Source organism: Streptomyces sp. NPDC058877, assembly GCF_042742855.1.
In the GTDB taxonomy this organism is placed as follows: Bacteria; Actinomycetota; Actinomycetes; order Streptomycetales; family Streptomycetaceae; genus Streptomyces.
In genome coordinates, this window is sequence record NZ_JBHYMF010000062.1 from 1 (window position 1) to 26,407 (window position 26,407).

The window sequence follows — 26,407 nt, forward strand, 5'->3', positions numbered from 1 at the left end:
GCCGAAGGACATCGAGCTCGCCGCATAACCCCAACAACCCTGAACCACCCCAAACCCGACACGGGCGCCTTGACGAAGGACATAGAGGCACCCCCCGGGGCTCGCCCCGGGGCGTCACAGGGTGAGGACCCCGTTCAGGAAGGGCTCCACCGCTTCGGCCCAGGCCTCGGGGTGGGTGTAGTGGAGCAGGTGGCCGGCATCGGGGACCTCCGCGTACGCCCCGTGGGGCAGCACCCGGACCATCTCCTGGGCCTCGGCGCGGCCCAGCTCCCCGTCGAGGCCGCGCACGACGAGCGTGGGGCAGCGGACCTGGGCGAGGGAGTCCCAGTGGGCGTCGTGGACCCAGGTCGCCCGGGAGGTCAGCATCTGCGCCGGGTCGAAGACCGGCCGCCAGCCGTCGGGGCGCTCGGTCATCACCTCGGCGAAGAACGCGCCCCTCGCCGGATGGGGGACCTCCACCCACGGGTCTTCGTCGCCGAACCAGCGGTGCACGGCCTCCAGCGACGGGAAGGGCACCGGCCAACTGCGGAACCAGTCCTGCCAGGCGCGCTGCGAGGCCGCCCCGAGGGCCGAGGCCCGCATGTCGCAGATGACGAGGGCCCGCACCAAGTCCGGCCGCTCCGCGGCCAACTGCCAGGCCGTCAGGGCGCCCATGGAGTGGCCGACGAGGGTCACCGGGCCGAGGCCGAGCCGCTCCACGACGGCGGCGGCGTCCGCCACGTACGCCTCGCGGGTGAAGGGGCCGGCGGCGGGCTTCTCGCTGACGCCGTGGCCCCGCTGGTCGAGGGCGACGATCCGGTGGCCGCCGGTGAGGTGGCGGACGGCGGGGGCCCAGTGACCCGCGTGTCCCATCAGGCCGTGGAGGAGTAACACCCCGGGAGCGGGCCGCGGGGTCGGTGTCCGCGGGGGGCCGGCGGGCCGGGGGACGGACCGGTCGTCGGGGCGTGCGGCGACGTCCGGTCCGGGCTGCGGGACGATCCCGCGACCGGCGCTCCCGGCCGCATGGTCCCGGGCCGTGTGGTCCCAGGCAGCCAGCCGGACGCCGTCGGCCCCGGTGACGTCGAGTCGTCGCGCCATGGATCCGGCACCCCCTCTTCTTCGTCGAACCTCGCCAGAGTATCGAACTCGCATTCGAAAATGCGCTCCTGCCACGCAACACCCCTCGTTCGAGTGACAGGACTCAAGGATTGACCCGTGTTGCCGAGGGGAGATCTTGAACGGGAGGCGGACCGCTCGGGGAAAAACGGTCCGAGGGGGACGACCTTGAGAGCTCGGGGCTCCAGGTCAGCACAGGGGAGGACAGGCCCCGACGCCGGAAGGCGTCGGGGCCCTCTGTCGTCCGTAGCCCTCATGGCCCCACCCCCTCCACGCCCGGCTCGTACCAGCGTGGCACGGCAGAGGCGCGGGCGTGGCCATTCCGATGTAAAACGGGTCGCCCGACGGGCGGTCCGGACGCGGGGCGCTCCGCCCCCTCCCCACCGACGGCGCCGGGAGGAACGGGGCAGAAGGAGCAGGGGGCGGGACGACGGCGAAACGGTCGAGGGGCGCCCGAACGGACGCCCCTCGACCCTCGTGGAACGGGGTCAGCGCTTCGCGACGAACACGTGCGCCGCGACCTCCGCGTCCAGCTCGGCGGCCTCGCCGCCGCTGCCCACCAGGACGCCGCCCGGCGACTCCGACACCGACACCACCGAACCGGGCTGCACGCCGGCCCTCCGCAGCGTGTACATCAGCTGGGCGTCCGTCTGGATGGGCTCGCCGATCCGACGCACGATCACCGTCTTCCCCGCGCTCGCGTCCAGGTCGGCCAGGGAGACCATGGAGTCGTCGAGGAACGCCTCCGCCTCGGCCTTCTCGCCCAGCTCCTCCAGGCCCGGGATCGGGTTCCCGTACGGCGACTCCGTGGGGTGACGCAGCAGCTCCAGGACCCGCCTCTCCACCGCCTCGCTCATCACGTGCTCCCAGCGACACGCCTCGGCGTGCACCTGCTCCCACTCCAGGCCGATCACGTCGACGAGCAGGCACTCGGCGAGCCGGTGCTTGCGCATGACGCGGGTGGCGAGGCGGCGGCCCTCGTCCGTGAGCTCCAGGTGTCGGTCACTGGCCACGGCCACCAGACCGTCGCGCTCCATCCGCGCCACCGTCTGGCTCACCGTCGGGCCGCTCTGGTCGAGCCGCTCGGCGATCCGGGCACGCATCGGCACCACGCCCTCCTCCTCGAGCTCAAGGATGGTGCGGAGGTACATCTCCGTCGTGTCGATCAGTCCGGACATATGTGCCTCTCGATGAGTCGTGCGCTAGCCCTGCCCCAATTCTTGCGCATCCGACCGACAACCGGGCCGCATCGGGGTGAGGCGGTATTGACAGAGCAATGGTCCAGACCGCACCGTGATCGGCGACCTCGGCACGAACAACGACCAGAGCACACCACGAGAGCACCACGAGAAGGAGCCGCCGCGATGGGCGAGAGCAAGCTGGCCGGACAGTTCTTCGACGCCGCCATCGGCCTGCTCCAGCAGGTGCGCGACGGGGACTCCGCCGAGATCGCCGCCGCCGGAGCCGCGATCGCCGAAGCCGTCGCGAACGGCAACCGGCTCTTCGCCTTCGGCGCCGGCCACTCCTCGCTCGCCGCCCAGGACGTCGTCTACCGGGCCGGCGGCCTCGCCCTGATGAACCTGCTCGCCGTCCCCGGCACCGTCGGCGTCGACGTCATGCCCGCCACCCTCGGCTCCGCCCTGGAGCGGGTCGACGGGCTCGCCGGAGCGGTCCTCGACTCCTCCCCCGCCAAGGCCGGCGACGTCCTGGTCATCATCTCCCTCTCCGGACGCAACGCCCTTCCCGTGGAGATGGCCATGAACGCCCGTGCGCTCGGCCTCACCGTCATCGGCGTCACGTCGGTGGCGTACGCGACGGAGACGAAGTCGCGGCACGTCTCGGGGACGTACCTGAAGGACCACTGCGACATCGTCCTCGACTCGAGGATCGCCGTCGGGGACGCCGAGCTCACCCACGAGGGCATCGAGGCCCCCTTCGCCCCCGCCTCCACCGTCATCACCAGCGCCCTCATGCAGGCGATGATGGCCGCCGCCGCCGAGGAACTCGTACGCCTGGGCATCGAGCCGCCGCTGCTGCGCTCCGGCAACGTCGACGGCGGGCACGAGTGGAACGGGCGCGTGATGAGCGAGTACGGCGACCGGATCTTCTTCCGGCACTGAGCACCGTCCCGCGATCCCGGGGCGCGCCGCAACCGGCCGCGACGGCGCGCCCGCCTCGGGGGTCGGAGGGCGGGCGCCGAACCCGGGAGGGACGGGGTGCGGGGCCGTCAGGACGCCCCGGCGAGGTCCAGCACCAGCGCCACCCGCGACGCCACCGACTCCGCGTACACCACGTCCTCCCGTTCGAAGGGCGAGCGGCCCGCGGCACGCAGGAAGGTGAGGACCCCCAGGGTCTCCCCCCGGGAGCGCAGCACCACGCACAGGGCGTGCGCCGCGTCCCCGGGCCACTGGTGGGCCTCCGCCCACACCTCGGCGGTCCGGCCGGCGGTCGCCCGGACCGTCCCCACCCGGTCCCAGGCCTGGAGCGCCGGGTGTCGCGGCCCGTACCGCAGCGGTATGCCACCGCCGACGACCGGCGAGGCCGGGCCCGGGGCGGTGGCCGCCGGGGTGGCCAGGGCCCGGGTGAGCCGCCGCTCCCCCGCCGGCCGGTCGATCAGGGCGTGGTCGGCGAACCCGGCCAGGGCGAAGTCGAGCAGGACCGCGGTCGCCTCCGCCGGGTCCTCGCACTCCGCCGCCGCCGCCCCCGCCCGGTGCAGCTGGCTCCAGCGGAACCGCAGCCGGTCGGCTTCCCTCGCCGCCAGCCGCTCCTCCGTCACGTCCTGGAACAGCCAGGCCACTCCCAGCGGCACCGGCACCTCGGCCATCGGGGACGACAACCGCAGGAAGCCGCTCCGCCAGCAGCGGCGGCGCTCCTCCGCATTGATCCGGATCGTCACCCACACCTCGGCGGGACCGGGCGGCGTGCCTTCGGCCAGGACGTGCTGGAGGGCCCCCTCCAGTTCTTCGAGGCCGTGCACGACGACGTCGCCGAGCGGTCGTCCGAGCAGGGTGGTGCGCCCGGTCCCGAAGGCGCGGGCCGCATGACCGTTGACGACGGCCGGCCGCAGGTCGGCGTCGACGAGGACGACCCCCCAGGAGGCGTCGTCGAAGAGGGCCTCGCTGAGGGCCACCGAACGCTCCAGGTCGAGCTGGACGTGGACCTCGCTGAAGGCGCAGTACACCCCTGCCGGACTGCCGTCCGTGCCGCGCACCCCGGCCGACTGGCTGCGCACGAGGACCCGTCCGCCGTCCTTGTGCAGCAGCACGAACTCGTGGATCTGCCGACCGGGGCCCTTCATGGCGCCCATCAGGCGCTTCAGGGTCTCCTCGGCGTCGGCGTTCCGGGCCGCCCACCCCTCGAAGCCGTGTCTTCCGACCGCTTCTCCGGCGGACCAGCCGAGGATCCGCTCGGCCTCCCGGTTCCAGTGCGTGACCGTTCCGTCGGCGTCGAACGCGCAGAGCGCGGCGTCCATGCCGTCGAGCAGCGCGGCCAGGAGATCGGCCCCTGCTCCCGGGACGGAGACGGCGTCGCTCGTGGCCCCCGTGAAAGCACTCATCCAGGCACCCCCCATGCTGCGACCATTCAACTAGAACGTGACGCAGGGCACACCCCTGTTCCGCGAAGTCGCCCCCACGGGTCCCGGAGCGGCCCGGGGCCGTCGTCCGGGACGGCTCGAATAAAAGGGTTGAGGTGCATGCGGACGCTCCTTAGGGTGTGGGTACACGCGAAAGGAGGTGATCCGAAAAAATGGTTTCTTTTCGGACTCGTGAGGTGACTGCGGGCTAAGGCCTGCCAGTCGCACTCTGTGCACCTCGGCAGGCCTTCTGCCGAACACCAACGCAGTCACCCGACCCGTGAGTCGCCGGCAGTCCGGCCGGCAGGCTCCGTCCGAACCTAGGCGGACGGTGCCAAGACTCACGGGTCGTCCGCGTTCCAGGCCGCCCGGGGCCGGCCCCGAGGCCCGTGGGCCCGGAGACGGAAACGCGCGAAGACCACGGCCGCACCGCGGGCCCCCGGGCGCGACGGGGTCGCGCGGCCACTCAGGGGGCCAGGCGCTCCACCCGCCACCCCCCGGCTTCCTCCCGGACGTAACGGAGGCGGTCGTGGAGGCGGTTCTCGTGGCCCTGCCAGAACTCGACCGCCTCGGGGACCACCCGGATGCCACCCCAGGCCGGGGGCACCGGGACCTGCTCGGATTCGGGGTAGCGGGCGGCCAGTTCCTCGTAGCGGCGGAGCAGCTCCGCACGGGAGGCGATGACCGAGGACTGGGGACTCGCCCAGGCACCGAGCTGGGAGCCGTGCGGGCGGGTCCGGAAGTAGGCGACCGTCTCGTCGCGGCCGACGTGCTCGGCACGGCCGGTGACGATGACCTGCCGGGCCAGCGGATGCCAGGGGAAGAGCAGCGCGACGTGCGGGTTGGCCGCCAGTTCCCTGCCCTTGCGGGACTCGTAGTTGGTGAAGAAGACGAAGCCGGCCTCGTCGTAGTGCTTCAGGAGGACCGTGCGGGAGGAGGGGCGGCCCTCGGGGGTCGCCGTCGAGACGATCATCGCGTTCGGTTCGTGGATCGCCGGGTTCGCGGCGGTCTCCTTGAACCAGCGGGCGAACTGTCCGATCGGTTCGGGCGAGAGGTCGGCCGCGGACAGCTCCGTGGTGCGGTACTGCTCGCGCATGGCGGCGGGATCCAGGGCGTCGGTCACAGGGCCATCCTGCCGCAGCGGCCCAGTGTGCCCGCCACCGCGGGGCGCTAATCCTGCCTCGCCGAATCGGCGCAGTGTGCCGGATGTCACGCTTCCCCGCATCATCGGAACCGTACAGACTCATGGGCTGGATGACTGTTGATTCCCCACCATCGATCAAGCCATTTGATCGATCATCGATAGAGGAGCCGCCTGATGTCCGACTTCGTACCCGGGCTTGAGGGAGTCGTCGCGTTCGAGACGGAGATCGCCGAACCCGACAAGGAGGGCGGCGCCCTCCGCTACCGCGGCGTCGACATCGAGGACCTCGTCGGCCACGTCTCGTTCGGCAACGTCTGGGGCCTGCTCGTCGACGGCGCCTTCAACCCCGGTCTGCCGCCCGCCGAGCCCTTCCCGATCCCCGTGCACTCCGGTGACATCCGGGTCGACGTGCAGTCCGCCCTCGCGATGCTCGCTCCCGTGTGGGGCCTCAAACCGCTCCTGGACATCTCGGCCGAGCAGGCCCGCGACGACCTCGCCCGCGCGGCCGTCATGGCCCTCTCGTACGTCGCCCAGTCCGCACGCGGCCAGGGCCTGCCGATGGTGCCGCAGAGCGAGATCGACAAGGCCCAGTCCGTCGTCGAGCGGTTCATGATCCGCTGGCGCGGCGAGCCCGACCCGAAGCACGTCAAGGCCGTCGACGCGTACTGGACCTCCGCCGCCGAGCACGGCATGAACGCGTCCACGTTCACCGCACGGGTCATCGCCTCGACCGGTGCGGACGTGGCGGCGGCCCTGAGCGGCGCCGTGGGCGCGATGTCCGGGCCGCTGCACGGCGGGGCGCCCTCCCGGGTCCTCGGCATGATCGAGGAGATCGAGCGGACCGGCGACGCCACCGCGTACGTGAAGCAGGCCCTCGACAAGGGCGAGCGCCTGATGGGCTTCGGACACCGCGTCTACCGCGCCGAGGACCCCCGCGCCCGGGTGCTCCGCCGCACCGCCAAGGAGCTGGCCGCCCCGCGCTTCGAGGTGGCCGAGGCCCTGGAGAAGGCCGCCCTGGAGGAGCTGCACAGCCGCCGCCCGGACCGCGTCCTGGCGACGAACGTGGAGTTCTGGGCGGCGATCGTGCTGGACTTCGCCGAGGTCCCGGCACACATGTTCACGTCGATGTTCAGCTGCGCCCGCACGGCCGGCTGGTCGGCGCACATCCTGGAGCAGAAGCGCACCGGCCGCCTGGTCCGCCCCTCGGCCCGCTACACGGGCCCCGGTCAGCGGGACCCGCGGGAGATCGAGGGCTACTCCGACATCGTCGGCTGACCACCGGCCGGACGTGCTGCGAAGGCCCCGGACCGGCCCGCGGCTCCCGCCGGGCGGACGGAGCCGCTTTCGGGGCCCGACCTAGACCAGTTGCGCCGGCCGCTCCTGCCGCAGGAGCAGGTCGGCGTGGTGGCGGGCCGTGGTCAGCGGGTGGGCGCGGAGCTTGCCCTTCAGTTCGTTGCGGCCGTACTCGGCGAACAGCGGGTTCGCCGGGTCCGCCGTGACGCCGGGGGCGCGGTCCGCGAACGGGAAGGCCAGCGGCGCGATCCGGGCGTCGAGCCGCGGATTGTAGAAGAACGGCACGGAGAAGCGCTCGGTGGCCCCGGGCGGGGACACCACCCGGTGGTTCGTGGCGACCAGGTAGCCGTCGGTGGCGACTTCCAGGAGCTCGCCGAGGTTGACCACGAAGGCGCCCGGCAGCGGCGGCACGTCGTGGAAGTCGCCGTCCTCGCGCTGCACCTGGAGACCGCCGACCTGGTCCTGCAGGAGCAGGGTGAGGAAGCCGTAGTCCTTGTGCGCGCCGACGCCCTGGTCGTCGCCCTCGCCGCTGCTGCCCGGGTAGCGCACCAGCTTGAGGTGCGGATGGGCGCGCGGGCCGAAGATGTCGTCGTAGAAGTCGGCGGGCGCGCCGATGGACGTGAGCAGCTCGTGCAGGAGGCGCTCGGCGACGCCGCTGAGGCGGTCGATCCAGTGCAGCGCGGCGGTGCGGAGCTCGGGGAGGGCGGCGGGCCACTGGTTGGGGCCTTCGAGCCACCAGTACGGGGCTTCCCAGGGGGCGGGGTGGTGCGCGGGCCGCTCGGCGCCGATGTCGAGCTGGTCGCGCCAGTCGCGGGCGCCGCCGGTGCGCTCGTCGCCGATGCGCGTGTAGCCGCGGAAGTGCGGCGAGTTGATGTTGTCGAGGGCGAGCCGGTCCGCCTCGGGAAGGGCGAAGAAGGCGTGCATGGCGGAGGTGAGCGCCTGCGTCTCGGCGGCGCTGACGCCGTGCCCGATGAGCTGGAAGAAGCCGACGTCGTGGGCGGCCGAGTGGAGCTGGGCGTGGAGGAGCTTCCGGGCCTGGGGGCCGCGGTCGGCTGCCGAGAGGTCGACGATGGGGAGCTGGGACGGGTACGAACGGTTCGTCATGGGTGCATCCGCGGGGTGTACGGGTGCCCGGGGCGGGCCGCCAGGGGTGGGGCGGGGGCCACGGGTGCCGGTCGGCTGGGGCTCGGACGAGGGACCCGCAGGGGCGTGGAGTGGTGCCCGGGGGTCAAGCGGAGCGGCGACAGCCCATGCTCGTGACGCGGACGTAGTCCACGTGGCGACGGCGTACGAGCAGGGGCATGGAGTCAGCGTACTGCGGCCGGGGCGGAGGGACTGTGGCAAGCGTCACGTCCCGGCCCTCGATGGCTCAAACCCTGTTCAAAACGGTGGGCTTGCGCAAAGATCGCCGCCACTGCGTGTTCGGTACACGCCAAGCTTCCCGTCGCAGCACCCCATCGCAGGAGGATGTCCATGACCCGCCGCACCTCTCGCGGACTGGCCGCCGCAGCCGCCGTCACGGTGGCCGCCGCCACCGCGGCGCTGCTCCCGTCCGCGGGGGCCTCCGCCGCCACCGCCGCGCCGCAGGCCCGCATCTTCATGGTGAACCCGGTCCAGTCCTCGGGTGACCAGTCCCTCACCGACCACAAGGACGCCGCGAGCGACGTCCCCGCCTCCGCGTACGCCCTCGCGACGCTCCGGAACCTCGACGCCAGCGGCGGCCTGTCCGGCAGGTGGGTCGCCATCCGCTCCGAGACCGGCAAGCCCGCGAAGGTCGCCGACGCCGCCACGTACGACCGCTCCGACGACCAGTTCGAGCAGGTCATGGCGTACTTCTGGGTCAACGAGGCACAGGAGTACCTCCAGGGCCTCGGCTTCGGCACCGAGCTGCCCGGGGCGAACGACCGGGTGCAGCCGGTCCGTCTCAACCAGTGGGGCGCCGACAACTCCTTCTTCACCGACAAGAAGGACGAGATCCGCTTCGGCAAGGGCGGCGTGGACGACGCCGAGGACGCCGAGGTGATCCTCCACGAGTACGGCCACGCGGTGCACAACGCGCAGGTGACCGGCTTCGGCAGCTCGCTGGAGGCCGGTTCGATCGGTGAGGCCTTCGGCGACTACCTGGCCGTGTCCGTCGGCACGAACGCGGTCGCGAAGTACGGCTGGCCGATGAAGGCCGACCAGGCCTGCGTCGCCGACTGGGACGCCACCGGTTACAGCGCGGCCCCGCACTGCCTGCGCCGGATCGACGGCACCAAGACCTACGCGGACCTGGAGGGCGAGGTCCACGCCGACGGCGAGATCTGGTCCCGCGCCCTCTTCGACATCCGGAACGCGCTCGGCGCCCGCACGGCCGACCGGATCATCGTGAACGCCCAGTTCGACTTCGCCGCCGACACCAGCTTCGAGGACGCGGCCCTGACGACCGTCGCCACCGCGCAGAAGATGTACGGCACGGCCGCCGCGGACGCGGTGCGGGACGCCTTCCGGGCGCGGGAGATCCCGGGGGTCTGATCCGGTCCGGCCGTCAGGCCAGCGCCCCGTTCACGAGCCGCGCCCACTGGGACACCACCCGTTCCCGGCGGGCGCGGTCGTCCGTGAGGAGGGTGGCGAGGCCCAGGCCCCGGGCCATGTCCAGGAGCCCCTGGACGGTCTCGCGGACGCCGGGGCGGGACTCGTCGGCGCCCAGGACCTCGACGGCGACGCGGTGGGACTCGCGCCCGACGCGGGCCTCCAGCTCCGTGACCCGCTCGCGGAGCTGGTCCTCGCCCGAGGCGGCGACCCAGAGGTGGAGCGCGGCCCGGAAGAGGGGGCCGGTGTAGAGGTCGACGAGGGCGGCGACGGCTTGTTCGCGATCCTCCGTGCGGACCGCCCGCAGGGCCTGCGAGCGCTCTTCCGCGACGTACTCGACGGCGGCGGTGAAGAGGTCCTCGCGGGTCGGGAAGTGGTGCTGGGCCGCGCCGCGGGAGACGCCGGCGCGTTCGGCGACGACGGCCACCGTGGAGCCCGCCCAGCCGCGCTCGGCCAGGCAGGACACGGCGGCCTCCAGGAGCCGCTGCCGGGTGGCGCGGCTCCGGTCCTGCTTGGGGTTCCGGTCCGGTTTGGGGTTCCCGTCCTGCTGGGGTTTCCGGTCCGGCTGGGGTGCGGTCAGAGCCGCCATGCGGGGTCCCGTCGTTCGAGGAAGGCCGTCATCCCCTCGCGCGCCTCGGCGGAGGCGAAGAGCGTGGCCGATCTCTGCACCAGGTCCTCCGCGTCGCGTTCGAAGGTCTCCAGGACTCTAGCGGTGAGCAGCCGTTTCGCCTCCCGCAGGCCCTGCGGGGACGCGGCGCGCAGCGCGTCGAGCACGGCGTCGAGCTCCCCGTCGGGGGCGGTCACCAGCCCCATGGCGACGGCCTCCGGAACTCCGAACCGCTCGCCCGTCAGGTAGTACCGGGCAACCGCACGCGGCTCCAGCCGGGGGAGCAGGGTGAGGGAGACGACGGCGGGCGCGACCCCGATCCGCACCTCGGTGAGGGCGAAGTCCGCCCCCTCGCCGGCGAGGACGACATCGGCGGCACCAAGCAGGCCGAGGCCGCCGGCCCGGGTGTGGCTGCCGGCGGTGACGTGGGCGACGACCGGTTTCGGCAGCTCGACGACCTGGCGGAGCAGGTCGACGAAGGCGTAGGGGCTGGGGGGCGCCTTCAGGTCGGCGCCCGCGCTGAACGTGGAGCCGGTGTGGGTGAGCACGACCGCCCGGACCGCCGGGTCCTTGCCGCAGGCGCTGAGCGCGTCGGCGAGCTCGCCGACGAGCGGGGCGGAGAGGGCGTTGCGGGTGGCCGGGGAGTTCAGGGCGAGCGTGGTGATGCCCCGCTCCTCGGTGACGTCGACCAGGGTCATGCGCGGTCCCTCAGTTCCCTTCGGAGGATCTTTCCGGATGCCGCCCGGGGGACGGCGTCGATGAACTCCACGCTGCGGACCTTCTTGTACGGGGAGACCCGCGCGGCGACGTGCGCGATGACCTCCTCGGCGGTGAGGTCGGGCGCGGCGGGCTGGCGGACGACGAAGGCCTTGGGGATCTCGGTGCCGTCCTCGGTGGTGACGCCGATGACGGCGGCGTCGGCGACGCCCGGGTGGGCGAGGAGGTGTGCTTCGAGTTCGGCGGGGGCGACCTGGAAGCCCTTGTACTTGATGAGTTCCTTCACCCGGTCGACGACGTGGAGCCAGCCGTCCTGGTCGACGCGGCCGACGTCGCCGGTGTGCACCCAGCCCTCGGCGTCGATCATGGCCGCGGTGGCGTCGGGGCGGCCGAGGTAGCCCTTCATGACCTGGGGGCCCCGGATCGCGATCTCCCCCTCCTCGCCGGGGGCGGCGTCCTTGGCCGGGTCGTCGAGGGAGAGGATCCGCAGCTCGGTGGAGGGCAGCAGCTTGCCGACCGTTCCGGGTGGGGGGTCCGCGGCGTCGAGCGGGGTGACGTGGGTGGCCGGGGACAGCTCGGTCATGCCGTACGCCTGGCGGACGGGCGGCAGGCCGAGCCGGGCCGAGCAGGCTTCGGCGAGGTCGGCGTCGAGGGGGGCGGCGGCGCTGACGACGTACTCCAGGGAGGAGAGGTCGTAGTCGGCGACGGCGGGGTGCTTGGCGAGGGCGAGGACGATCGGCGGAGCCACGTACAGGCCGTTGATGCGGTGCTCCTGGATGGCGCCGAGGAAGGCGTCGAGCTCGAAGCGGGGCAGGACGACCACGGTGGCGCCCTGCCGGAGGGGCGCGTTCATCAGGGCGGTGAGGCCGTAAATATGAAAAAAGGGAAGGACTGCCAGGATTCGGTCACCGGGCCGCATGGGCATGACCGGGTCCAGTTGGGCGAGGTTGGTGGCGATCGAGGTGTGGGTGAGCATGACGCCCTTGGGGACGCCGGTGGTGCCGGAGGAGTACGGCAGGGCGGCCACGTCCCGGTCGGGGTCGATGTCGCCCTCGGGGACGGGACCGGTGTCGGCGAGGAAGTCCTGCAGCGAGCGGATGCCCTCCTCCTCCGTCCGGTCGCAGACGAAGACCTCCTCGATCCCGCCCGCGAGTTCGGCGGCGGCGCGGGCGGCGGCGAGCAGCGGCGAGACGGTGACGATCCAGCGGGCGGAGGAGTCCCGAAGCTGTTTCGCGAACTCCTCCGGCGTCGCCAGCGGGTGCACGGTCGTGACGGAGGCGCCCGCCCGCGTGGCGGCGTAGAAGGCGACGGGGAACAGGACGGTGTTGGGGCTGTGCAGGGCCAGCACGTCGCCCTTGCGCACGCCGGCTCCGGCGAGCCCGGCGGCGATCGACCGGTGGAACGCGTCGACCTGCCCGTAGCTGAGGGCGAGCCCTCCGGCCCCGTCGATCAGGGCGGGTGCGTCACCGCGTTCGGCGGCGCGGCCGAGGACGGCTTCGTGGATGGGGAGGGAGACGGCGGGAACGGGCTCGTACGTGCTGTGGAACACCATACGTGACCTCCGGGAGAGGTGGAAGGTGATCACCGGGACCGCTGCTGCGGGCGGAACTTGGGGAGACCCTGTCAGTACCCCGAAGAACAATCAAGCACGCATGCATGATTTGGATCGGGAGCCGAACGGGGTGACCGGCACCCCCTCCTCCCGGGGTGGGTCGGCCTCGTCACCTCCGGGCCCGACCGAGTGACAGGAGGGGGCGGAACGCCGCCCCGCCGACCGCGGGGATCCGCATCGGCGGGACGGCCTCCTACGGGGCGTGGAGCCACAAGGCGGCGCCGTACGCGCCCACGGCGACCGCGATCAAGAAGACGGCGACACGGGCGAGGAGGGCCTCGGCGCAGCGCTGATGATCCGCAGCGCTCCGCGAGGAGTGATGCTTGCGCGCTCCTCCACGCTTGCGGGCCAACAGCTCCCTGCGGGCGCGGTCCATGTGGCTCCTGTTGGGCGGGCGAGGGTGAGGAGAGATCCGTCGACCGCACGCACTTGGCCCGCGAGGGCTCTGGTGCCATCGACGACGATGTCGCCCTCGCGGTACCTCATGCCGACTGCCCGTCGTCGAGGCCGGCGTCGGCCGTCGGCGCGGGCGGGGTGGTCTGTTCGGGGACGAGGTACTCGGCAAGGCCGGGGTCGGGCAGGGGGGCGATCGGTACGGGCGGTGGTGCGAAGATCACGGCTGCTCCTGGTGGACTCACTCCGACTGCTGTGACCATTCAACGACTCTGTGTATGTGGCAACTTGCACACGTCTTGCACAAGGCCACTCCTCGGCCGGGCCGACCTGTGTCCATGGGCCGTGACCTGACCTCGACGGGGTAGGACTGAGGCATGAGCACGACTAGCGAAGTGGCGCCGGGGGCGAACCTCGCCCTGATCCGGAAAGAGCGCGGCCTCTCTCAGATCCAGCTCGCGCGTATGGCCAACGTGTCCGTGTCGCTGCTGTCCAAAATCGAGGTCGGCGACCGGACGCTCACGCCGACCGTGGCCGCGACGATCGGCAAGGCCCTCGGCCTGTCCATGGCGGAAGTGCAGGGGCGGACGCGAGTCACAGAGACCGACGAGGAGCGGCTTACGGCCCTACGGTCAGCCGTTCGGGACTATGACGTACCGGGCCGGGCCCACGTCGAGGAGGCCGCCGTTACGGCCGCCGTGGAGTCGGTTCGGGAGGCACGCGACGCGGCTCGCGTCCATCAGGTGCTCGACCGTCTGCCGGGCCTCCTGTGGAGCGCCACGACCCACGCCCATGCGGTGAACTCTGTCGAAGCGTGGATGACCCTGGCGGAGGTCTACAGCTCCGTTTACTGGCTCGCGGCCCGGCATCGATGGATGGACATGGCCGAGTTGGCGGTAACTCGGCAGCGGTGGGCGGTCGAGCAACAGGCCAATCCGCTCGGCGAGGCGATCGCCGCTCGGGACCGTGCTGGCACCTACCTGAACGGCGGGGACGCCGAGGGCGGCCTCATGATCGTTGACCGGGCCATTGCACGGGCCGAGTCGGCGCTCTCCGGACAAGATCGCGCGTTCGCGGTCGGGGTGCTGAACCTGCGAGGGATGACGCTCGCGGGACGGCTGGAAGACAAGGCCGAGGGCACACGCGAGGCCGAACGGCACATCGCGTCGGCCACCCGCTCGGCCGACGAGTGGTTCAGCGGGGGAGACGCGAACCGGCATTCAATGATCTTCGGCCCACAGAACACAACCACACATGTCCTTGCCACCCGGCTTGATCTCGGCCGGCCGCAGGAAGCCCTGGACGTCGCGGAAAACCTCGATGCCGTCCTCGACGGGCTGCCCGCCACCCGTGTCGCGCCGTCACGATTGAACGTCGCTCGCGCGTACCTCGACATCGGAGACCGCGAGGCCGCCCTCGCGAACCTGTCTGCGGCGTGGGAGTCGGCCCCGCAGATGGCCCGGATTCACCCCACAGCACGCGAGGTGTTCCGGGTGCTCGCCTCACTGCACCGCCGAAGCAATCCGGAGCTACTCCGCCTCTCACACATGTCAGGGATGCCGTTGTGAGCACGACGCGGTCCCATGTCCCCGGGAAGCGGGACCGTAGCGTTTCCGCAGGTCAAGCGATCAATCTGTAGTGCCGTCTTCTAAAGCCACCGCTGTGGAAGAACGGCAGGACGGCCACGTCCCGGTCGGGGTCGATGTCGCAGTCGCCCGTGGCCACGAACACGATGCCGGCCAGCACCTGACGGTCTCCCTGTGAATCGGACGCCGAACGGGGTGACCGGAACCCCCTCCTCCTCGCCCTTCAACTTAACCGCACATCAAGGAAGTTGACGGCAAAAGAATTCTCCCTTACACAGTCGCCCACATACCGGGGCAGGTCCGTACCAAGCAACCCCGGTGTGTGATCATGAGAACTGCCCGGAGAACCAGGTGCACAGCGTCGTGTGCTGGACCTTTCGATCCACGACCGACTGGACAACCTCATGGCGAGAACAGCCTTACTGACCAGCCCCATCCACGCCCCCGAACCCGGCCCCGCCCCCCGCGAGCCCCTCCACGACACCGTCGTGGTGATCCCGGCCCGCAACGAAGAGGCCGAGATCCTCAGCTCCCTGGAGTCCTTGGCGGCCCAGACCCGCGCCCCCGACCTCATCGTCGTCGTCGTCAACAACTCGACCGACGGCACCGAGCGGACCGCCCTGGACTTCGCCGCACGCCCCGACTCCCCACCGACCCGCGTGCTGAACCTGCCCCACAACCCGCACAAGAAGGCCGGCGCCCTCAACCACGCGCTCGACCGGCTCTCCCGGGAGTCCGGCAGGCTCAGCGACACCGCACGACACGTCCTCGTCATGGACGCCGACACCAGCCTCCACCCCGACTTCATCGCCCGCGCCCGCCACGTCCTGGGGTCCGACCCGACCCTCGGCGGGGTGAGCGCCACCTGCTACGGCAGGAGCGGGCTGTGGCGCACCACCTGGCAGCGCTATCTGACCGGCATGCAGATCATCGAGTACGGCCGGTACGCCCACACCCGGGCCCGCAGGGGCGTCCACACCATGGCCGGCGCCGGCTCCTTCTACCGGACCGCCGCCCTCCAGGACCTCATCGACGCACGGGACGAAGTCTTCTGGCAGCACAGCGGCAACCTCGTCGAGGACTACGAGACGACGCTCGCCCTGAAGGAGGCGGGCTGGCGGGTCACCGCCAACGAGTACTGCGTGGCCTACACGGACCTGATGCCCCGCCTCGGCGACCTGGTGAAGCAGCGCGAGCGCTGGGTGCGCGGCACGCTCGACATCATGCGGCAGCGCGGATGGACCCGACACACCCGGCTCTCCATCGTGCAGTACGTGCTGGGGCTGCTCGGCTTCAGCTACAGCCTCGGCTGGATCGGGGTCTGGGTGGCCCAGTCCGTGGAGAACGGCGGGGCCGCCGGGGATCCGCTCTGGCTGCTCATCCTCCTCACCTGGTCGCTGTTCTCGGCGCTCCGCGTCCGACCACTGGGCTGGAAGGCCATGTTGACCTGCGCGCTGCTCCTGCCCGAGCTGGTCTTCCAGCTGATCCGCACCTACTGGATGGGCACCTCCCTGTGGCGCTCCTACACCTCGGGGACGGCGACATGGGCGTGATGCGGACCCTCTCGGACCTGGGCCCGCTGGCCCTGGTGGGGCTGGGCATCAGCCTGTCCATCCTGCTGTTCAGCATCGGCTGCTACCTGGCGGCGTTCCCGCGCCGGCGCCGTGACGCCCGTGCGGTGCGCGAGTTGCCCACCGCACCCCGCTGACCCGGCGGGGCCGCACGGGCCGTGCCGGTCCGGGGCCCTCCGTCCCGGCCCTCTGTCCCGGCCGGCGGTCAGAACCGGGCCGTCCGCCGCGGGTACCCCTCCGTGCGTACCCGCGGCCGGTCCCGATCGGGCCGCCGGCTCGGGAAGCGGGCCCGGTCAGTACGACTTGGGCAGGCCGAGGGTCTGGTGCGACACGTAGTTCAGGATCATCTCCCGGCTGACCGGGGCGATCCGGGCCACCCGGGCCGCCGTGATCAGCCGGGCGAGGCCGAACTCGCGGGTGAGGCCGTTGCCACCGAGGGTGTGGACGGCCTGGTCGACGGCTTTCACACAGGCTTCGGCGGCCGCGTACTTGGCCATGTTGGCGGCCTCGCCGGCGGCCGCGTCATCGCCCGCGTCATAGAGGTGGGCGGCCTTCGCCATCATCAGTCGGGCCAGTTCGAGTTCGATGTGCGCCTGGGCGAGCGGGTGCGCGACGGCCTGGTGGGCACCGATCGGCGCCTTCCAGACCTGACGCTCCTTCGCGTAGGTGACCGCCCGCGCGAGGGCGTGGCGCCCCATGCCGATCGCGAAGGCCGCCGTCATGATCCGCTCGGGGTTGAGGCCCGCGAAGAGCTGGAGCAGGCCCGCGTCCTCGTCGCCGACGAGCGCGTCGGCCGGCAACTGCACGTCGTCGAGGACCAGCTCGAACTGCTTCTCGTCGGCGTCGAGTTCCATCTCGATGTGGCGGCGTCCGAAGCCGGGGGCGTCACGCGGCACGATGAAGAGACAGGGCTTGAGCGTGCCCGTGCGGGCGTCGGAGGTGCGGCCCACGATGAGGGTCGCGTCCGCGATGTCGACGCCCGAGACGAAGACCTTCCGGCCGTTGAGGACCCAGCCGTCCTCGGTGCGGGTGGCCGTGGTGGTGATGCGGTGCGAGTTGGATCCCGCATCGGGCTCCGTGATCCCGAAGGCCATCGTGCGCGACCCGTCGGCGAGGCCCGGCAGCCATGCGCGCTTCTGCTCCTCGGTGCCGAAGCGGGCGATGACCGTGCCGCAGATCGCGGGCGAGACGACCATCATCAGCAGCGGCGCGCCGGCCGCGCCCGCCTCCTCCAGGACGATCGACAGTTCGGCCATGCCGCCGCCCCCGCCGCCGTACTCCTCGGGCAGGTTGACGCCCAGGTAGCCGAGCTTCCCGGCCTCGGCCCAGAGCGCGGCCCGGTCGAAGCCGGGGCCGTGGCGGTGGCCGAGCGCGGAGACGGCGGCGCGGAGCGCGGTGTGTTCGGGGGAATCGATGAGGCTGCTCATGCGGGGTCTTCCTCCTGTGCTTCGGACGGGGCGTGTTCCTGTACGACGGCGAGCAGGGCTCCGACCTCGACCTGACGGCCGGGGGCGGCGTGGAGCGCGGTGAGCGTGCCGGAGGCGGGGGCGATGACGCGGTGCTCCATCTTCATGGCCTCCAGCCAGAGGAGCGGTTGTCCGGCGGTGACCGGGGCGCCGACGGCGAGGCCGTCCGCGACCCTGACGACGGTGCCGGGCATGGGGGCGAGCAGGGAGCCGGGTTCCTGGAGGTCGGTGGGGTCGGTGAAGCGGGGGCGCGGGGTGAGGCGGTGGGCGCCCGCGTGGACGGCGCCCCCGTCCTCGTAGGCGGCGACGTCGAAGTGCCTGACCACCCCGGCGACTTCGAGGCTCACCCGGGTGGGGGCGGCCGACACGACCCGCACGCCCTCCGGGGAGGTGACCTCGTGGCCGCCGTCCCGGGTCGGCCGGTAGCGGACCTCGTGCCCGTCGTACGTCCTCGTCTCCTCCTGGGAACGGACGTTGCGCCATCCCCCGCCGAAGCGGCCGGCGCGGGACGCGGCCCCGGCGAGGGCGGCGGCGACGGCCGCGTACCGGGCGCCCTCCGGCGGGGTGGTCAGTGCGGGGAGGTTCCGTTCGTAGAAGCCGGTGTCGAGCCCTTCCGTCCGGGCGTACTCGGGGTGCCGGAGCGAGGCGACGAGCAGGTCCCGGTTGGTGACGGGACCGTGCAGCACGGCCCGTTCCAGGGCGTGGGCGAGCTTGCGGAGGGCCTCCTCCCGGGTCGGGGCGCGGACGATCAGCTTGGCGAGCATCGGGTCGTAGTGGACGCCGATGGCGTCCCCGGAGGCGTACCCGGTGTCGACGCGCACGCCCCCGGGGACCTCGAAGCGGTGCAGCACTCCGGTCTGCGGGGCCCAGGAGCGGGCCGGGTCCTCGGCGTAGAGGCGGGCCTCGACCGCGTGTCCGCGCGGGGCCGGGGGTTCGGGCGGCAGCGCCCGGCCCTCGGCGACGGCCAGTTGGAGGGCGACGAGGTCGACCCCGTACACCTCCTCGGTGACCGGGTGCTCGACCTGGAGGCGGGTGTTCATCTCCAGGAAGTGCGCCCGGCCGTCCGCGACGAGGAACTCGACGGTGCCCGCACCGACGTAGCCGACGGCCTTGGCGGCGCGGACGGCGGTGTCCAGGAGGGACGCCTCCAGCGCGGCGGGCAGTCCGGGCGCGGGGGCCTCCTCGACGACCTTCTGGTGGCGCCGCTGGAGGGAGCAGTCGCGGGTGCCGAGCGCCCAGACGGTGCCGTGGGCGTCGCAGAGGAGCTGGACCTCGACGTGGCGCCCGTTCTCCAGGTACGGCTCGACGAACACCTCGCCGTCCCCGAAGGCGCTCGCCGCCTCGGCCGATGCCGCCCTCAGCTCCTCCGGGAGCGCGGCCATCTCCCGGACGATCCGCATGCCCCGGCCGCCGCCGCCCGCCGCCGCTTTGACGAGGACGGGCAGGTCGGCTTCGGTGACCTCATCGAGCGGGTCGATCCCGAGGAGTTCCTTCGCGCGGGTCTTCGACGCCATCGCCTCGATCGCCGTCGGTGGCGGGCCGATCCAGATCAGTCCGGCGTCGGTCACGGCCCGCGCGAAGTCGGCGTTCTCGGAGAGGAAGCCGTATCCGGGGTGGACGGCGTCGGCGCCCGCCGCGAGCGCCGCCCGCACCACCAGGTCGCCGCGCAGATACGTCTCCGAGGGTGCGGCCCCCGGTAGCCGTACCGCCGCGTCGGCCTCCCGGACGTGCAGGGCGCCGGCGTCCGCGTCCGCGTACACGGCGACGGTGGAGACGCCCAGTTCGCGACAGGTGCGGAAGATCCGGCAGGCGATCTCGCCCCGGTTCGCCACGAGAACGGTCCTGATCACGTGATGCCTCACATTCGGAAGACGCCGAAGCCGCCGCGCGCGCCCTCGACCGGTGCCGTGTGGATCGCGGACAGGCACAGTCCGAGGACCGTGCGGGTGTCGCGGGGGTCGATGACCCCGTCGTCGTAGAGCCGGCCGGACAGGAACATCGGCAGCGACTCGGACTCGATCTGCGCCTCGACGAGCGCCCGCAGCCCGGCGTCCGCCTCGTCGTCGTACGGCTGCCCCTTCGCGGCCGCGGAGGCCCGCGCCACGAGGGAGAGCACGCCGGCGAGCTGCTGGGGGCCCATGACCGCGGACTTGGCACTCGGCCAGGCGAAGAGGAAACGGGGGTCGTAGGCCCTGCCGCACATGCCGTAGTGGCCGGCACCGTACGAGGCGCCCATGAGGACGCTCAGGTGGGGCACGCGGGAGTTCGACACCGCGTTGATCATCATGGCGCCGTGCTTGATGATGCCGCCCTGCTCGTACTCCCTGCCGACCATGTAGCCGGTGGTGTTGTGGAGGAAGAGCAGCGGGACGTCCCGCTGGTTGGCGAGCTGGATGAACTGGGCGGCCTTCTGCGACTCGGCGGAGAAGAGCACGCCCTGCGCATTGGCGATCACGCCGACCGGGTAGCCGTGCAAGCGCGCCCAGCCGGTCGCCAGGCTGGTCCCGTACAGCGGTTTGAACTCGTCGAAGTCCGAGCCGTCGACGAGCCGTGCGATCACCTCGCGCGGGTCGAAGGGGGTCTTGAGGTCACCGGGGACGATCCCGAGCAGCTCCTCGGGGTCGTACTTCGGGGGCTCGGCGGGCGCCGGGTCGGGTTGCGCCTTGCGGTGGTTGAGGCGGGCGACGATCCGGCGGGCCTGACGGATCGCATCGGCCTCGTCGACGGCGTAGTGGTCGGCGAGACCGGAGGTGCGGGCGTGCATCTCGGCGCCGCCCAGGGACTCGTCGTCGCTCTCCTCCCCCGTCGCCATCTTCACCAGCGGCGGGCCGCCGAGGAAGACCTTCGACCGCTCCTTGATCATCACCGCGTGGTCGGACATGCCGGGGACGTACGCGCCGCCGGCCGTCGAGTTCCCGAAGACCACGGCGACGGTCGGGATGCCCGCGGCGGAGAGTCGGGTGAGGTCGCGGAAGAGCGCCCCGCCCGGGATGAAGATCTCCTTCTGGGAGGGCAGGTCGGCGCCGCCGGACTCGACGAGCGAGACGACGGGCAGCCGGTTGGCGAAGGCGATCTCATTGGCCCGCAGCGCCTTCTTCAGGGTCCACGGGTTGGAGGCGCCACCGCGGACGGTGGGGTCGTTGGCCGTGATCAGGCACTCCACGCCCTCGACGACGCCGATGCCGGTGACCAGCGAGGCGCCCACGGTGTAGTCGCTGCCCCAGGCGGCGAGCGGCGACAGCTCCAGGAACGGGCTGTCGGGGTCGACGAGCAGTTCGATCCGCTCGCGGGCCAGGAGTTTGCCGCGCCCCCGGTGGCGGGTCGTGTACTTCTCGCCGCCGCCGGCGAGGGCCTTGGCGTGCTCGGCGTCGAGGGCGGTGAGCTTGTCGAGCATGGCGGCCCGATGGGCCCGGTAGTCGGGTCCGCCGGTGTCGAGGGCGGAGGCGAGGACGGTCACTGCTGTTCCTCCAGGAGGGAGACCGGTACGTCTGCGTGGCGGGAACGGAGCCACTCGCCCAGCGCCTTGGCCTGGGGGTCGAAGCGGGCCTGGGAGGCGACGCCCTCGCCGAGGATCCCGACGACGGTGAAGTTGAGCGCCCTCAGGTTGGTGAGGACGTGTCGGGTGACGGCGAGTCCGGCCGTCTCGGGCAGCAGGGCGCGGAAGCGCTCCACGGTGAGGGCGTGGGCGAGCCAGCGCCACTCCTCGTCGGTGCGGGCCCAGACTCCGACGTTGGCGTCGCCGCCCTTGTCGCCGCTGCGGGCCCCCGCGACCAGGCCCAACGGCACCCTCCGGGTGGGGCCTTCGGGGAGCGGCGGTGGAAGGTCCGGCTCGGGCACGGGCTCCGGCTCGCGGGTCCTCGGGGGGACCGGGACCTCCCGACGGGTCCCGTCGGGGAGCACGGCGGTGTGCGGGACGTCCGCGGCGGGGACGTACGCCGTCTCGAAGACCCCGTAGGGAGCGCCCTTCCCTGGCGGGGCGGTGACGTGGAAGCCGGGGTAGCTCGCGAGGGCCAGCTCGACGGCGGCGCCGGTGAGGGCGCGACCGACCTTCCCGGGGTCGGGATCGCGGACGACCAGCCGCAGCAGGGCGCTCGCGGTCTCCTCGGTGGGGGCGTCGGGGTGGTCGGTGCGGGCCAGCTCCCAACGGATCCCGGCGGGCGGGTTCTTGTCCAGTGCCTCGTGGACCTGCTGCCGGACGAGTGCGGCCTTGGCCTCGACGTCGAGGCCGGTGAGGACGAAGACGACCTCGTTGCGGAAGCCGCCGAGCCTGCTGAGCCCCGCCTTGAGCGTCGGGGGCGGTGCCTCCCCCCGCACTCCCGTGATCCTGACCCGGTCGGGGCCCTCCTGGTCGAGCCGCACGGTGTCGAGCCGTGCGGTCACATCGGGGCCGGGGTAGCGGGCACCGGCCGTCTCGTAGAGCAGTTGGGCGGTGACCGTGCCGGTGTCGACGAAGCCGCCGGTGCCGGGGTGCTTGGTGATGACCGCGCTGCCGTCCGCGTGGAGTTCGGCGATCGGGAAACCGGGGCGGCGCACGTCACGGCCGCGGAAGAAGGCGTAGTTGCCGCCGGTGGCCTGGGTGCCGCACTCCAGGACGTGCCCGGCGACGACCGCACCGGCCAGTTCGTCGTACGCCTCGGGGCCCCAGCCGAAGTGCCACTGGGCGGGTCCGGTGACGAGGGCGGCATCGGTGACCCGGCCGGTGACGACGACGTCGGCGCCGGCGGCGAGACAGGCGGCGATGCCGGCGCCGCCGAGGTAGGCGTTGACGGTGAGGGCGCCGTCCCGGGCGGGCAGCCGGTCTCCCTCGACGTGGGCGATCCGGGTCGGCAGGCCGAGCCCTGCGGCGAGGGTGCGCAGGGCGTCGGCGAGCCCGGCGGGGTTGAGGCCGCCCGCGTTGGTGACGATCCGCACTCCGCGTTCGTGGGCGAGGCCGAGGCACTCCTCCATCTGGCGCAGGAAGGTCTTCGCGTACCCGGCCGCAGGGTCCTTGAGCTGGTCTCGGCCGAGGATGAGCATGGTCAGCTCGGCGAGGTAGTCACCGGTGAGGACGTCGAGCGCCCCCTCGGGCCCGCCGTCGGTGAGCATCTCGCGGACGGCGTCGAAGCGGTCGCCGTAGAAGCCCGAGGCGTTGCCGATGCGGATCACTCCCGGGCCCCCTCGGGCGCGCGGCCGGAGCCCGCCGGGCCGGCGAAGGCCTGGGCGATGGTCAGCCACTGCTCGGCGTCCTCGCCGGTGGCGACGAGGGCGGTGTCATCGCGGTGGACCCGCTGGGTGACGAGGAGGCAGAAGTCGAGGGCGGGGCCGGTGACCCGCTGGGCGGCGTCCTCGGGGCCGTACGCCCACGAGGACCCGTCGGGGGCGGCGAGCTCGACGCGGAAGGGCTCGGTGGGCGCCGGCAGGCCCCGCACCAGGAAGGCGTAGTCGCGGGCCCGGTGGCCGATCCAGGCGACGTGCCGGAGGCGGGCGGTGGGCGGGCGCACGATCCCCAGGGCGTCGGCGACGTCCCGGCCGTGCGCCCAGGTCTCCATCAGTCGGGCGGTGGCCATGGCGGGGGCGCTCATCGGCGGCCCGTACCAGGGGAACCTGCCTCCGGGCGGCACCGCGCGCAGGGCCTCCTGGAGGCGCTCGCGACCGGTGCGCCAGCGGGCGAGGAGCTCGGCGGGCGGCAGCTCCGCGCCTTCTTCCGCGCCCTCGTCGACGAAGCGGTCGGGCGCGGCGAGGGCCTTCTCGGTCTCCGCGGCGAAGCCGGCGGCGTCGGTGGCGGCGAGCAGGGCGGCCCGGTCGGTCCAGGCGAGGTGGGCGATCTGGTGGGCGATCGTCCAGTGGGGCGCGGGGGTCGGCGTCCCCCATTGCTCCTCGGTCAACGCTGCGACGAGGACGTCGAGTTCTTCGCTCTCGTCGCGCAGGTCGTCGAGGACGACGACGGGGTCGGACACGGTGCGCTCCCCTCGGGGGACGGGCGGTCACGGGCCTTCGCGAAGGAGCATGCCAGCGGGACAAGAAACAATCAAGCGTGCTTGCTTTAGTTTCGGAAGGGGTTCTCCCGCCCCGCCGGGAAGGTCCCGGACCACCGGGGCGGGGCGTCCGTGCGCCCCTCGCACGGATGCCGGCGCCCTCAGGAAGCACTCCGCCTCCGCACAGGGGAGAACAGGGCGGTCACCCCGACGACGAGGGCGAGGGAGCGCAGCGGGAGGAGGGCGCCGGGGACGTCGTCGATCAGGTCGATGCCGTTTCCCACGGCGGCGATCCATGCGACCGACCCCGCCAGCACCATGGGCCCCACCCGGCGCTCCCCCGCGATGAGCATCCCGATCCAGAGGACGATCGGCATGACCAGGAAGGCGTTGACGAGCGCCGTGGTGAAGACCTGGTCGGTCGAGTAGCCGGGCCCCTCGCCGAGCGCGGCGGCGGCCTGCCCGCTGAGCGACAGGAAGAGGGTGTCGGAGAGGACCAGATGGGATGCGGCGACCCCCAGCGCGGAGACGACCAGCGCCTTCAGGAAGCGGGGGGCGAGCGGCGTGGGTGCGTGCGGTGCCATGTCGCCGAACTATACGCAGAGTGTATAGCTGGAGGTGTGACCGGGTCGCGGCTCACCGCCACCTCCCGGGCACCCCACTGACCCGCCCCCGTCCCCGGCCCATCCCCGATCCGTCCCCGGCCCATCCCCGACCCGTCCGCGACCCGTCCGCTCACGCAACGACCGCTCCGCCGTCGACCGGGAGCACCACTCCGGTGACGAACGAAGCTTCGGAGGAGGCGAGTTGGACGATCGCCCAGGCCACTTCCTCGGGACGGCCGACCCGGGCCAGCGGAGTGTGCGCCACCTGCCACTCCCGCACCGCGGCCATCCGCTCCGGCGTCAGGCCCTGGTGCTCCCCGATGGGCGTGTCGATCGCACCCGGCGCGACCGCCACCACCCGGATTCCGCGGGGCGCCAGCTCGACCGCCCAGCTGCGGGTCAAGAGTTCCAGTGCCGCCTTGGTCGCCGCGTAGACCGAGTTGCCGGGCCAGGCCCGCTGCCCCACCGACGTGCTGACGTTGACGACCACTCCGCCCGAGGCCTCCAGGAGCGGCAGTGCGGCCTGCGTCAGCAGCGCGGGGGCGACCAGGTTGGTGGCGAGCTGGGCCGTGACGGTCTCCGCCGCCAGGGTGCCGAGGGGGCCGCCGTGCACGATGCCGGCGTTGTTGACCAGCACGTCCCACCGACCGTGCGTCGCGGCCACGGCACGGGCCAGCCGTTCGGGCCCGTCGTCCTCCGTGATGTCCAGGGAGAGCGGGGCGATGCGGTCGTGGCCGGCCGCGGTCTCCCGGAGCGGTTCGCTTCGCCGGCCGATCGCGATCACCCGGGCGCCCCCGGCGGCGAAGGCGCGGGCGGTGGCCCGACCGATGCCGGTGCCGGCTCCGGTGACGACGACGACCTTGCCGTCTTGCTGTGCGGTGTTGTCCATGCCGGGCATCGTGCAAGCCTGCCGCCTGCGTCAAGGTCAAGCCCCCGGGAAAACCGCCCTCCCGGGACGGCCCGCAGCACGCGGCACCCGCTCCACGAGCGCCCCCCGAGCCGTGCTCACCGCCCTTCCCCCGCCCAGTACGCGGCCCGCACCTCCCCCTCGGCGAAGTCCCGGCGCGGCAGGCGCAGGCCGAGGGACTCCTCCAAGGCGTGGAAGTACAGCTCGAAGGGGTCCGTCAGTTCGGGGTGGTCCTGCTCGGCGCGGCGCAGGGCGCGGTTGAGGAAGTCCAGCTCGCCGCCCCGCCGGTAGGGGGCCTGGCCGCGCTCGTACCAGATCAGCTCCAGAACGCCCGCTTCGCCGTCGTCGACGCGGCGGCCGTCCTTCTGGTCGCGCTCGTGGGTCCGACCGCCGTCCACGGCCTCCAGGTCCTTGAGACGGGTGCCGGCAGCGACCTGCGCGGGATCGGCCCCGCACAGCAGGGCCAGCCGCTCGGCGTCGACGGAACGGCCCGGCGCCGCGCGGAAGAAGGTGAGGTTGGTGTACGGCACCTGTTCACACCAGGACTTCGCGATCCAGGCGAACCCCTCCAGCGGGTCGCGACCGCAGGCCTCGACCGCTCCCGTGTCGTCCAGACCGCCGCTGCGGAACCGCCCGCCCCACGCCGGATCGATCTGCTCCAGCGCCTGCGCCGTCTCCTCCGTGCTGCCGGCGCTTCGGCGCGGTACGGCCTCGGCGATCAGGTACAGCACCTGCTCCAGCTCGCGGGTGGCGAAGACCTCCGGGGAGCGGCCGCGGTGGCCGCGCACCGTGCCGGTCCCGTCCAGCAAGAGGCACAGGCCGTCGCCCTCCGGGGACTCGGTGAGTTCGGCACAGCGCTCCAGCTCGTCCTCCGAGAGCGCCAACGGCGGCAACTCGACCCCGTGGAGGAGGGCGTGCGCGGCGGTCGTCCGCTGCCAGGCTTCCGCAAGGGTCTGCTCGGTGATCTCCACGGCATGAGCCTAGGCAGGAGCACTGACACGGGCCGGCGCCCGGGTCCGGGCGGAGCCCCGTGCGGCCGGTGCGCCGCTCGTGGGCGGGGCCCGGCCGTCCACCGCGTGAGGGCTTGCACCGGAGGCAATGTGACCCGCTCTCAGGACGTACGGCAGCCGATGACGATGCCCCATTGACCGGGCGGGCACCCGCCCCACGGGTTCGCGAGGGGGGCGGTGCTTGCCGACGGGCTCGGCTGAGGTGCGGCGGGTGCCGCGTGAGCGGGCACCGTGCCGCCCAGGAGGGTGCCGGCAAGCACGGCGGGGGCCAGAAGTGTGGCTGCCTTGTTCATGCCATGGAA

Annotated in this window: 25 protein-coding genes; 6 read left to right on the forward strand and 19 right to left on the reverse strand. The window is 72.7% G+C overall.

All coding sequences use genetic code 11. From position 1 onward, the window contains the following. Nucleotides 1-114 precede the first annotated feature (114 nt). Nucleotides 115-1,077 carry an alpha/beta fold hydrolase gene (locus tag ACFW2Y_RS16660; RefSeq protein WP_384878981.1) on the reverse strand — a complete coding sequence of 321 codons (963 nt, stop codon included), beginning with the start codon at nt 1,075-1,077 and terminating at the stop codon, nt 115-117. A 506-nt stretch (nt 1,078-1,583) separates the two neighbouring features. Then, entirely contained in the window at nt 1,584-2,273 is a 690-nt protein-coding gene (locus ACFW2Y_RS16665; RefSeq protein WP_384878984.1) for a metal-dependent transcriptional regulator, read from the reverse strand. A 186-nt stretch (nt 2,274-2,459) separates the two neighbouring features. Here ACFW2Y_RS16665 and ACFW2Y_RS16670 point away from each other — a divergent pair, with 186 nt between their 5' ends. Beyond that, the gene (locus ACFW2Y_RS16670; RefSeq protein WP_384878987.1) at nt 2,460-3,215 is read left to right on the forward strand and encodes an SIS domain-containing protein; all 756 of its coding nucleotides are present in this window, start codon (nt 2,460-2,462) and stop codon (nt 3,213-3,215) included. A 107-nt stretch (nt 3,216-3,322) separates the two neighbouring features. Here the strand turns inward: ACFW2Y_RS16670 and ACFW2Y_RS16675 are convergent, their stop codons facing one another. After that, nucleotides 3,323-4,651, reverse strand: coding sequence for a PAS domain-containing protein (locus ACFW2Y_RS16675; protein WP_384878990.1), 1,329 nt, complete (start codon nt 4,649-4,651; stop codon nt 3,323-3,325). Between the two features lie 484 nt (nt 4,652-5,135). Further along, nucleotides 5,136-5,765 (reverse strand): pyridoxamine 5'-phosphate oxidase, encoded by a 630-nt coding sequence (gene pdxH / locus ACFW2Y_RS16680; RefSeq protein ID WP_384879086.1) that lies wholly within the window; start codon nt 5,763-5,765, stop codon nt 5,136-5,138. Nucleotides 5,766-5,987: 222 nt separating this feature from the next. On the opposite strand from pdxH, the gene ACFW2Y_RS16685 reads away from it, so the two are divergent. Continuing rightward, nucleotides 5,988-7,088, forward strand: a complete 1,101-nt coding sequence (locus ACFW2Y_RS16685) for a citrate synthase 2 (RefSeq protein WP_384878993.1) — start codon at nt 5,988-5,990, stop codon at nt 7,086-7,088. Between the two features lie 81 nt (nt 7,089-7,169). On the opposite strand, the gene ACFW2Y_RS16690 is transcribed toward ACFW2Y_RS16685, so the two are convergent. Further along, nucleotides 7,170-8,210 (reverse strand): isopenicillin N synthase family dioxygenase, encoded by a 1,041-nt coding sequence (locus ACFW2Y_RS16690; protein ID WP_384878996.1) that lies wholly within the window; start codon nt 8,208-8,210, stop codon nt 7,170-7,172. 369 nt (nt 8,211-8,579) lie between these two features. On the opposite strand from ACFW2Y_RS16690, the gene ACFW2Y_RS16695 reads away from it, so the two are divergent. Then, nucleotides 8,580-9,620 (forward strand): M36 family metallopeptidase, encoded by a 1,041-nt coding sequence (locus tag ACFW2Y_RS16695; protein WP_384878999.1) that lies wholly within the window; start codon nt 8,580-8,582, stop codon nt 9,618-9,620. Nucleotides 9,621-9,633: 13 nt separating this feature from the next. Here the strand turns inward: ACFW2Y_RS16695 and ACFW2Y_RS16700 are convergent, their stop codons facing one another. The 5 genes from ACFW2Y_RS16700 to ACFW2Y_RS16720 all read right to left on the reverse strand — a co-directional run bounded on the left by ACFW2Y_RS16700 (nt 9,634) and on the right by ACFW2Y_RS16720 (nt 13,230). Then, entirely contained in the window at nt 9,634-10,266 is a 633-nt protein-coding gene (locus ACFW2Y_RS16700) for a TetR/AcrR family transcriptional regulator (RefSeq protein ID WP_384879002.1), read from the reverse strand. After that, entirely contained in the window at nt 10,254-10,982 is a 729-nt protein-coding gene (locus ACFW2Y_RS16705) for an enoyl-CoA hydratase family protein (protein WP_384879005.1), read from the reverse strand. Before ACFW2Y_RS16705 ends, ACFW2Y_RS16700 begins: the two co-directional genes overlap by 13 nt. Beyond that, nucleotides 10,979-12,553 carry an AMP-binding protein gene (locus tag ACFW2Y_RS16710; RefSeq protein ID WP_384879008.1) on the reverse strand — a complete coding sequence of 525 codons (1,575 nt, stop codon included), beginning with the start codon at nt 12,551-12,553 and terminating at the stop codon, nt 10,979-10,981. Before ACFW2Y_RS16710 ends, ACFW2Y_RS16705 begins: the two co-directional genes overlap by 4 nt. A 253-nt stretch (nt 12,554-12,806) precedes the next feature. Beyond that, entirely contained in the window at nt 12,807-12,989 is a 183-nt protein-coding gene (locus tag ACFW2Y_RS16715) for a hypothetical protein (protein WP_384879011.1), read from the reverse strand. A gap of 106 nt (nt 12,990-13,095) precedes the next feature. Continuing rightward, nucleotides 13,096-13,230: a hypothetical protein gene (locus ACFW2Y_RS16720; RefSeq protein ID WP_384879014.1), complete on the reverse strand. Its 135-nt coding sequence runs from the start codon at nt 13,228-13,230 to the stop codon at nt 13,096-13,098. Between the two features lie 153 nt (nt 13,231-13,383). On the opposite strand from ACFW2Y_RS16720, the gene ACFW2Y_RS16725 reads away from it, so the two are divergent. Then, on the forward strand, nt 13,384-14,574 hold the full coding sequence (locus ACFW2Y_RS16725) for a helix-turn-helix domain-containing protein (RefSeq protein WP_384879017.1): 1,191 nt from the start codon (nt 13,384-13,386) through the stop codon (nt 14,572-14,574). Nucleotides 14,575-14,626: 52 nt separating this feature from the next. Here the strand turns inward: ACFW2Y_RS16725 and ACFW2Y_RS16730 are convergent, their stop codons facing one another. Beyond that, a complete protein-coding gene (locus ACFW2Y_RS16730; protein WP_384879020.1) occupies nt 14,627-14,752 on the reverse strand; it encodes a hypothetical protein in 126 nt (41 codons plus the stop codon). A gap of 244 nt (nt 14,753-14,996) precedes the next feature. On the opposite strand from ACFW2Y_RS16730, the gene ACFW2Y_RS16735 reads away from it, so the two are divergent. Together ACFW2Y_RS16735 and ACFW2Y_RS16740 are read left to right on the forward strand one after the other, a co-directional pair. Then, complete coding sequence (locus ACFW2Y_RS16735) at nt 14,997-16,145, forward strand: glycosyltransferase family 2 protein (protein WP_384879023.1); 1,149 nt, start codon at nt 14,997-14,999, stop codon at nt 16,143-16,145. After that, complete coding sequence (locus ACFW2Y_RS16740) at nt 16,136-16,300, forward strand: hypothetical protein (RefSeq protein ID WP_384879026.1); 165 nt, start codon at nt 16,136-16,138, stop codon at nt 16,298-16,300. The genes ACFW2Y_RS16735 and ACFW2Y_RS16740 overlap by 10 nt, the downstream gene beginning before the upstream one ends. Nucleotides 16,301-16,456: 156 nt before the next feature. Here ACFW2Y_RS16740 and ACFW2Y_RS16745 read toward each other — a convergent pair whose 3' ends face one another. The 8 genes from ACFW2Y_RS16745 to ACFW2Y_RS16780 form a co-directional block, all read right to left on the reverse strand. Further along, nucleotides 16,457-17,590, reverse strand: a complete 1,134-nt coding sequence (locus tag ACFW2Y_RS16745; RefSeq protein ID WP_384879029.1) for an acyl-CoA dehydrogenase family protein — start codon at nt 17,588-17,590, stop codon at nt 16,457-16,459. Then, nucleotides 17,587-19,479, reverse strand: a complete 1,893-nt coding sequence (locus ACFW2Y_RS16750; protein ID WP_384879032.1) for an acetyl/propionyl/methylcrotonyl-CoA carboxylase subunit alpha — start codon at nt 19,477-19,479, stop codon at nt 17,587-17,589. The genes ACFW2Y_RS16745 and ACFW2Y_RS16750 overlap by 4 nt, the downstream gene beginning before the upstream one ends. Nucleotides 19,480-19,487: 8 nt before the next feature. Then, nucleotides 19,488-21,086: an acyl-CoA carboxylase subunit beta gene (locus tag ACFW2Y_RS16755; protein WP_384879035.1), complete on the reverse strand. Its 1,599-nt coding sequence runs from the start codon at nt 21,084-21,086 to the stop codon at nt 19,488-19,490. Then, the gene (locus ACFW2Y_RS16760; protein WP_384879038.1) at nt 21,083-22,774 is read right to left on the reverse strand and encodes an acyclic terpene utilization AtuA family protein; all 1,692 of its coding nucleotides are present in this window, start codon (nt 22,772-22,774) and stop codon (nt 21,083-21,085) included. Before ACFW2Y_RS16760 ends, ACFW2Y_RS16755 begins: the two co-directional genes overlap by 4 nt. After that, nucleotides 22,771-23,565, reverse strand: a complete 795-nt coding sequence (locus ACFW2Y_RS16765) for a TIGR03084 family metal-binding protein (protein ID WP_384879041.1) — start codon at nt 23,563-23,565, stop codon at nt 22,771-22,773. Before ACFW2Y_RS16765 ends, ACFW2Y_RS16760 begins: the two co-directional genes overlap by 4 nt. A gap of 179 nt (nt 23,566-23,744) precedes the next feature. Beyond that, on the reverse strand, nt 23,745-24,167 hold the full coding sequence (locus ACFW2Y_RS16770) for a hypothetical protein (protein WP_384879045.1): 423 nt from the start codon (nt 24,165-24,167) through the stop codon (nt 23,745-23,747). Nucleotides 24,168-24,318: 151 nt separating this feature from the next. Further along, on the reverse strand, nt 24,319-25,086 hold the full coding sequence (locus tag ACFW2Y_RS16775; RefSeq protein WP_384879048.1) for an SDR family NAD(P)-dependent oxidoreductase: 768 nt from the start codon (nt 25,084-25,086) through the stop codon (nt 24,319-24,321). Nucleotides 25,087-25,193: 107 nt separating this feature from the next. After that, nucleotides 25,194-26,066 carry a hypothetical protein gene (locus ACFW2Y_RS16780; protein WP_384879051.1) on the reverse strand — a complete coding sequence of 291 codons (873 nt, stop codon included), beginning with the start codon at nt 26,064-26,066 and terminating at the stop codon, nt 25,194-25,196. Nucleotides 26,067-26,407: the final 341 nt, after the last annotated feature.

Excerpts from the sequence above, each read along its gene's own strand:
- ACFW2Y_RS16775 (WP_384879048.1), bottom strand. The coding sequence starts at position 25,086 with ATGCCCGGCATGGACAACACCGCACAGCAAGACGGCAAGGTCGTCGTC.
- ACFW2Y_RS16690 (WP_384878996.1), bottom strand. The coding sequence starts at position 8,210 with ATGACGAACCGTTCGTACCCGTCCCAGCTCCCCATCGTCGACCTCTCG.
- ACFW2Y_RS16675 (WP_384878990.1), bottom strand. The coding sequence starts at position 4,651 with ATGAGTGCTTTCACGGGGGCCACGAGCGACGCCGTCTCCGTCCCGGGA.
- ACFW2Y_RS16700 (WP_384879002.1), bottom strand. The coding sequence starts at position 10,266 with ATGGCGGCTCTGACCGCACCCCAGCCGGACCGGAAACCCCAGCAGGAC.
- ACFW2Y_RS16770 (WP_384879045.1), bottom strand. The coding sequence starts at position 24,167 with ATGGCACCGCACGCACCCACGCCGCTCGCCCCCCGCTTCCTGAAGGCG.
- ACFW2Y_RS16660 (WP_384878981.1), bottom strand. The coding sequence starts at position 1,077 with ATGGCGCGACGACTCGACGTCACCGGGGCCGACGGCGTCCGGCTGGCT.
- pdxH (WP_384879086.1), bottom strand. The coding sequence starts at position 5,765 with ATGCGCGAGCAGTACCGCACCACGGAGCTGTCCGCGGCCGACCTCTCG.
- ACFW2Y_RS16685 (WP_384878993.1), top strand. The coding sequence starts at position 5,988 with ATGTCCGACTTCGTACCCGGGCTTGAGGGAGTCGTCGCGTTCGAGACG.
- ACFW2Y_RS16745 (WP_384879029.1), bottom strand. The coding sequence starts at position 17,590 with ATGAGCAGCCTCATCGATTCCCCCGAACACACCGCGCTCCGCGCCGCC.
- ACFW2Y_RS16725 (WP_384879017.1), top strand. The coding sequence starts at position 13,384 with ATGAGCACGACTAGCGAAGTGGCGCCGGGGGCGAACCTCGCCCTGATC.
- ACFW2Y_RS16665 (WP_384878984.1), bottom strand. The coding sequence starts at position 2,273 with ATGTCCGGACTGATCGACACGACGGAGATGTACCTCCGCACCATCCTT.
- ACFW2Y_RS16695 (WP_384878999.1), top strand. The coding sequence starts at position 8,580 with ATGACCCGCCGCACCTCTCGCGGACTGGCCGCCGCAGCCGCCGTCACG.
- ACFW2Y_RS16710 (WP_384879008.1), bottom strand. The coding sequence starts at position 12,553 with ATGGTGTTCCACAGCACGTACGAGCCCGTTCCCGCCGTCTCCCTCCCC.
- ACFW2Y_RS16670 (WP_384878987.1), top strand. The coding sequence starts at position 2,460 with ATGGGCGAGAGCAAGCTGGCCGGACAGTTCTTCGACGCCGCCATCGGC.
- ACFW2Y_RS16705 (WP_384879005.1), bottom strand. The coding sequence starts at position 10,982 with ATGACCCTGGTCGACGTCACCGAGGAGCGGGGCATCACCACGCTCGCC.
- ACFW2Y_RS16715 (WP_384879011.1), bottom strand. The coding sequence starts at position 12,989 with ATGGACCGCGCCCGCAGGGAGCTGTTGGCCCGCAAGCGTGGAGGAGCG.
- ACFW2Y_RS16740 (WP_384879026.1), top strand. The coding sequence starts at position 16,136 with ATGGGCGTGATGCGGACCCTCTCGGACCTGGGCCCGCTGGCCCTGGTG.
- ACFW2Y_RS16735 (WP_384879023.1), top strand. The coding sequence starts at position 14,997 with ATGGCGAGAACAGCCTTACTGACCAGCCCCATCCACGCCCCCGAACCC.